The organism is Lapillicoccus sp. (assembly GCF_046595215.1).
Taxonomy (GTDB): domain Bacteria; phylum Actinomycetota; class Actinomycetes; order Actinomycetales; family Dermatophilaceae; genus Lapillicoccus.
The window spans coordinates 1-6,771 of sequence record NZ_JBKJPP010000191.1; the positions used below are offsets into that span (position 1 = coordinate 1).

The following is a 6,771-nucleotide window of genomic DNA, read 5'->3' on the forward strand; positions in this document are numbered from 1 at the left end:
CGCCCTCGCCTGAGTCCTCGCCGACCTCCCGTGAGTCCTTGGCGTCCCCGCCGCCCACGCCGTCAGAGACAGCGGCGCCACTCAGGACATCGGCGGCTCGAGGTGCGCCGGACTTCCATGCGGCCAGCCCCGCGAAGAGCGCACCGAGCGCGACGCCGCGGGTCGACGACCCGGGCCAGGTCCCGACCCGGGCCGAGCCGACGTCGCTCTCGCGCTGTGGCTGCTGCTCCTCCATGACCACCACCCTAGAACCGAGCACCGACACCCTCGGTCAGCGATTGATCAACGGGTTCCGTTGTCCACAAGGGTCTTTCGCGTTGTCACACCATCCACAGTCCCGGTCCAGACAGTTGACGGATCAGGACGGACCTGCCTCCCGAACCACCGCACCGCACCGCACCACCGCACCGGACGGCACTCGAGCCACCGGACGGCACCGGACGAGGCAGACGGCGCAGCCGTTACCCAGGACCCTTACCGTCGGCCCGTGCCGCCGTGAGGTCGATCAGCACGGCCCACTCCCAAGCGAGCTGGCGCCAGGAATCGTAGCGGCCGGACTGCCCGCCATGCCCCGCGACCAGCTCGGTGCGGAAGAGGATCGGCGACGTCTGCGGGTCGCTCGTGGCGACGTCACGCAGCCGAGCCACCCACTTGGCCGGCTCGGTGACGTAGACCCGGGTGTCGTTGATGCTCGTCGTGACGAGCAGCGCGGGGTAGTTGTGGGCCGCGACGTTCTCGTAAGGCGTGTAGCCCCGCATCCGACGGTATGCCGCGGGGTCGCCGACCGGGTTGCCCCACTCCTCCCACTCGGCCACGGTCAACGGCAGGCTCGGGTCGAGCATCGTCGTCAACGCATCGACGAACGGAACCTGGGCATGCATCACCCGGAAGCGGTCAGGGGCGAGGTTGGCGACGGCCCCCATGAGCAGGCCACCAGCCGAGCCTCCCTCTGCCGCAAGACGATCGGGGTCGACGAACTCCTCGGCAAGCAGGTGGTCGGCGCACGCGATGAAGTCGGTGAACGTGTGCTCCTTGTGCTCGAGCTTGCCGTCGTCATACCACTGCCGGCCCATCTCCGACCCGCCGCGCACATGGGCGACGGCGAAGACGAAGCCCCGGTCGAGCAGGGAGAGCCGGGCCACGGAGAACCACGGGTCGGTGCTGAGGCCGTAGGACCCGTAGCCGTAGAGCAGCCCGGGGGCGGTGCCGTCGAGCGCCGTCGAGGAGGCGTGGACGATCGAGATCGGCACCCGCGTGCCGTCGGCGGCCAGCGCCCACTCCCGGCGCTGCACATAGCCGGCCGGGTCGTAGCCGCCCAGCACCTCCTTGCGCTTGACGAGCGTGAGCGCGCGAGCGGCCACGTCGTAGTCGTAGACCGTCGGCGGGGTGACCAGCGACATGAAGGAGATCTGGAGCGTGCCCGTGCCCGGCTCCGGGTTGTCGCCGACCGAGACGGACCGCACCGGCTCGTCGAAGCCGACGTCGTGTGATCTCCCGAAACCGCTCGGCGAGCGGCCATCCCGCGCCACGATCCGCACCGTCGTCTGCCCGCCAGCCCGCAACGAGACGACGAGGAAGTCCCCGAAGGCCTCGACCCCCGTGACGAACTCGTCCTCGGACGTGACGTCGAGAGGGGTCCACTCCCCCACGCCGTCGGCCGTGATCGCGGCCCGGGCCACCTCGAAGTTGCGGCGCCGGGCGTTGTGGACGACGAAGAGCTCGTCGCCGAGGGGCTCGCAGTCGTACTCCACCCCGTCGCGACGCGCGGCGACGAGCCGGGGGGTCCCGGTGGGGTCGGCGGCATCGAGCAGGGAGTACTCGCTGGACGTCTTCGACCCGACGCCGAACACGACCCACCGGTCGTCCCGCGAGGTGCCGACGCCGACCGAGAACCGCTCGTCGGGCTCCTCGAGGACCAGGACGTCCTCCTCACCGGGACGCCCGACCTCGTGGCGCCACACCTCGTGCGAGCGCCAGGCGTCGTCGAGTCGCGTGTAGAAGAGGCTGGTGCCGTCCAGCGACCACGCCACGCCGTAGCCGATGCCGGACACGGCCTCGTCGAGGACCTCGCCCGAGCCGATGTCCCTCACCCGCAGGTCGAAGCGTTCGTCGCCGGTGACGTCCACGGCATACGCGAGCCGTCGCCCGTCGGGCGAGACGTCGCTCGCGCCGAGGGCGAAGAAGTCGTGCCCCCGCGCCTCGGCGTTCTCGTCGAGCAGGACCTGCTCCCCCGCCGGGGCGTTGAGACCATCGAGGCTGGGCCGCACGGGGTGGTCGTTGACGCGGACCCGCCCCTCCACGGAGTACTGCTCACCCTCGATGGTGCGGGAGTAGTACCAGTAGCCACCGTGGCGCACCGGCACGCTGAGGTCGGTCTCCTTGGTGCGCGCCTTGATCTCCCCGAAGAGGTCGTCCACGAGGGGGACCAGGTGGCTGGTCCGGGCTGCGGCGTAGGCGTTCTCGGCCTCCAGGTAGGCCCGCAGCTGCGGGTCGTCGCGGTCGGCCATCCACGCGTAGTCGTCGGCGAACTCGTCGCCGTGGACCGTGCGAAGGCTCGGGCGCCGCGGCGCGTCCGGCGGGAGCGGTGGGATCGGTGGCATCGGTGGGACGAGGGGGGCATCAGACACGAAGGAACTCTAGACCGGACCCCGCTCAGCCCTCCGGCCAGCCCGACAGGCGGCGCCGACTGGCGAAGCTCCGCGCCTGTCCGTCCACCGGGTCGACGAACTCCAGCGAGGCGGCGAGCAACTGCAGCGGGTCCCGGAAGTCGTCGGCGGCCACGTCGCGCGCCACGGGGTAGAGCGGGTCGCCGAGGATGGGGATCCTCAGATCGCTGAGGTGGCGCCGCAGCTGGTGGGTGCGGCCGGTGGTCGGCACGAGGCGGTAGAGGCCGAGGTCGCCGCGCCGCTCCACCAGCGCGACGTGGGTCTCTGCATTGACGCTCCTGCCCGGGACGGGCGCCGACTGGAGCTGCCCACGCGCCTTGGCGAGGTGGTTGCGCACCGTCACGGGCAGGGCCAGGCCGTCGCGCACCGCAGCCACGGCGAGATAGACCTTGCGCGCCGCGCGGTCGGCGAAGAGCCCCTGGTAGGCGCCGCGCCAGCGCTGCTGCGTCGTCAGGACGAGGACCCCGGCGGTCAACCGGTCGAGCCGGTGCGCCGGAGCCAGGTCGGGCAGCTCGAGCTGGTGCCGGGCGCGCGCGAGGGCGGACTGCACGATGTGGCGACCTCGTGGCATCGTGGCCAGGAAGTGCGGCTTGTCGAGGACGACGAGCCGCTCGTCGCGGTGGAGCACTTCGATCGCGAAGGGCACCTCGACCTCGGGGCGCAGCTCACGCTGGGTCCACACGACGGACCCGCCGACGAAGGGCGCCTGCGGGGGGAGCGGCACGCCGGCGCGGTCGACGACCCGGCCGTCGCGCAGCATCGCGTCGACCTCAGCCCCGTCGACCGGTCGCAGCCGCGCGACGAGGTGCTCGCGCAGGGAGTCCCACGGACCGTCCGGCGGCAGCCGGAGCCGGACCGCGTCGACGCCCTGTCGCTGCGGCAGCGGCGAGCGCGGCGCGCCTCCACGACTCACCGGCGGGGCCCGGCGAAGCGCACCTCGGCGGGCAGGCCGAGGAAGACCCCGTACGCCGTGGCGGCACGGTCCACGCCGCGCCGCCGGCTCGCGCTGAGCTCCCCGAACGGGGTCACGGTGATCTCGACCCGCCGGGCGCCGACCCGCCGGCCCCACGTGCCGACGACCTGCCCCTGGGCGACGACGGTGGGCAGGAAGACCCCGTTGCGTCCGGGGACGACCAGAGCCTCCTCGGCCGCGGTCAGCATCGCCGTGCGGTCCTTGTAGCCGAGGAGGAACTCGTCGAAGCCGGGCAGGAGGTGGAGCCGGGACCTGGGAACCGGCGCCGGTGCGTCGGGGTGAACGAGATAGCTCTCCCCGCCGATCTCCTCGGCGACGACGCGGTCACCGGCGAGGGCGACCGCCGCGCGGGCAAAGGTCAGCGACTGCCCCGTCCAGCCGGCGAAGTCACGGATGGTCACCGGCCCGTGGCTGAGGACATAGCGCTCCGCCAGCCCCGCCATCGCCTGCTCCCGCTGCGGCTCCCACGACGTCGGCACCCATTCGTCGAGCAGGACGAAGGTCGGCTGCCTGCCCGCTGCCGGTCCCTGGCAGAGCAGGCCCTCCTGACAGTAGCGGCCAAGGAGGTGGAGCCCGCGCTGACCGTCGGGGTGAATCCCGTTGCGGCGGAGGAGCTCGAGCGCTGCGGGGCGACTGAGCGCCCGCCCACCGACCAGCGCCGACGTGACGAGGGCCCGGCCCCGGTCGAGCACCACATCCGTGATCTCGAGCTGGGCGAAGCGCGCTCGCGTCGCTGCGGCGACGCCGCCGTTGAGCAGCTGGCACATCCACTTGACGTCTTCCGTCGCCATGAAGTGCAGGGTCCCGCGCATCGGCCAGCTCCTGGTGATGAGCCGTGCCTCGATGGCCGACTCGACGTCGCGCAGGCTCGCCGCGTTGCGTACGCCGATCGACCACACCCCGCTCGCGAGGTCCTGGGCCTGCATGGCCAGCTGCCGCCTGACCGTCTCGGCGACGGACTCCGCGACGGACCCGACGCCGCCCCCGCCTCGCGGGGCGATGCCGAGCGACGCGAGACGTCGGGCGGCGATGTCGCGTCGTTCTGCCGGTCGGAGGGGGAGGTCGACCACAGCCGGCGTCACACCTCGATGGCAGGGAGGGTGACCGCGTGCCTCAGCTGAGGCACGCGGCCCCGAGCAGGACCTTGAGGTCCCCGAAGAGTGCCGGCGACGCCGTCACCCGCAGCGAGTCGTCGAGCCGCATCAGCATCGAGCGGCCGGGCTGGGTCAGCTTGAGGTGCACCTCGGTCACCCCGGGGTGCTCCCCCAGGACCCGCTTGATCCGCTCGGCGACGGCGTCGGTGGCCCGCGTCAGCGGCAGGGTCACGACGACCGGCCCGCGCGGCCCCTCCTTGATGTCGGGCAGGGTCAGCTCCTGGGCGAAGATCGAGATGCTGTCGTCGCGGCTGCTGACCCGGCCCTTGACGACGCAGACGACGTCGTGGCCGAGCATCGTCGAGACGGTGAGGTAGGCACTGGGGAAGAACAGGCACTCGATGGCGCCGTCGAGGTCCTCGACGGTCGCGATCGCCCAGAGGTCGCCCTTCTTGGTCCGCTTGATCTGCAGGCCGGTGATGAGACCGGCGATGGTGACCGGCGTGCCGTCGGCCCGCGGCTCGTCGCCCATGAGCGAGGCGATCGAGGTGTCGGCATGCTGGGCCAGGACGTGCTCGATGCCGAAGAGCGGGTGGTCGGAGACGTAGAGCCCCAGCATCTCGCGCTCGAACGCCAGCAGGGTCTGCTTGTCCCACTCGGCCCGTGGCACCGGTGGCAGGCCGTCGAAGTCGTTGGCACCACCCGGCATACCGGCGGTGTCGTCGCCGAACGACCCGAACGCCGCGAAGAGGCTGTCCTGGCCGCGCTCCTCCTGGCGCTTGACGTCGACGAGGACGTCGACGTAGCGGTCGTGGACCTCCAGCTGCCCGCGGCGGCTCTCCCCCAGCGAGTCGAAGGCGCCGCCCTTGATGAGCGACTCGATGGTGCGCTTGTTGCACACGACCGTCGGCACCTTGCCCACGAAGTCCTTGAAGGAGGAGAACGCCCCCTTGTCCGCACGGACGCGCACGATCGCCTCGACGACGTTGGCGCCGACGTTGCGGATGGCGGCGAGGCCGAAGCGGATGTCGGTGCCGACGGCGGCGAAGTTCGCGACCGACTCGTTGACGTCCGGCGGCAGGACCTTGATGCCCATCCGGCGGCACTCGTTGAGATAGAGCGCCGACTTGTCCTTGTCGTCACGGACGCTGGTCAACAGCCCCGCCATGTACTCGGCTGGGTAGTTCGCCTTGAGGTAGGCCGTCCAGTAGGAGATCATCCCGTAGGCCTTGGCGTGGGCCTTGTTGAAGCCATAGTCCGAGAACGGCATGAGGACGTCCCACAGAGCCGTGACCGCCTCGGCGCTGAACCCGCGCGCTGTCATCCCGTCAGCGAACCCGACACGTTCGGCGTCGAGGACCTCTTTCTTCTTCTTGCCCATGGCCTTGCGAAGCAGGTCAGCCGAGCCCAGGCTGTAGCCAGCGACCTTCTGGGCGATCTGCAGAACGTGTTCCTGGTAGACGATCAGGCCATAGGTCGGGTCGAGGATCTCCGCCAGGGGCTCGGCAAGCTCGGGGTGGATCGGCGTGGCCGGCTGACGGCCGGTCTTGCGCAACGCGTAGTTGGTGTGGCTGTTGGCGCCCATCGGACCGGGACGATAGAGCGCGATGGTGGCCGAGATGTCCTCGAACGAGTCCGGCCGCATCAGCCGGAGCAGGCTGCGGGTGCCGCCGCCGTCGAGCTGGAAGACACCAAGCGTGTCTCCGCTGGCCAGCAGCCGGTAGGTCGCCGCGTCGGTGGGGTCCTTGGACAGCACGTCCAGGTCGATCTGTTCACCGCGGTTCATCTCGATGTTGGCGATGGCGTCGTCAAGAACGGTCAGGTTGCGGAGTCCGAGGAAGTCCATCTTGACCAGGCCGAGTGCCTCGCAGCTCGGGTAGTCGAACTGGGTGATGATCTGGCCATCCTGCTCGCGACGCATGATCGGGACGAGGTCGATCAGTGGCTCGCTCGACATGATGACGCCGGCCGCGTGGACGCCCCACTGGCGCTTGAGATTCTCGAGCCCGCGCGCGGTGTCGACCACGACCTTCGCATC

The 6,771-nt window shown here is 70.9% G+C and carries 5 protein-coding genes; all 5 read right to left on the reverse strand.

What is annotated here, in order from left to right; all coding sequences use genetic code 11:
* Positions 1-235: hypothetical protein (locus ACLL9L_RS16295; RefSeq protein ID WP_411285707.1), on the reverse strand; the 235-nt coding region annotated here is incomplete at its 3' end.
* A gap of 226 nt (positions 236-461) precedes the next feature.
* Entirely contained in the window at positions 462-2,627 is a 2,166-nt protein-coding gene (locus ACLL9L_RS16300; RefSeq protein ID WP_411285708.1) for a S9 family peptidase, read from the reverse strand.
* Between the two features lie 25 nt (positions 2,628-2,652).
* Positions 2,653-3,579 carry a pseudouridine synthase gene (locus ACLL9L_RS16305; protein WP_411285709.1) on the reverse strand — a complete coding sequence of 309 codons (927 nt, stop codon included), beginning with the start codon at positions 3,577-3,579 and terminating at the stop codon, positions 2,653-2,655.
* Positions 3,576-4,721 (reverse strand): winged helix DNA-binding domain-containing protein, encoded by a 1,146-nt coding sequence (locus ACLL9L_RS16310; protein WP_411285710.1) that lies wholly within the window; start codon positions 4,719-4,721, stop codon positions 3,576-3,578. The genes ACLL9L_RS16305 and ACLL9L_RS16310 overlap by 4 nt, the downstream gene beginning before the upstream one ends.
* 31 nt (positions 4,722-4,752) lie before the next feature.
* Positions 4,753-6,771, reverse strand: a 2,019-nt coding sequence (gene dnaE / locus ACLL9L_RS16315) for a DNA polymerase III subunit alpha (RefSeq protein ID WP_411285711.1), incomplete at its 5' end; no start/stop codon positions are given.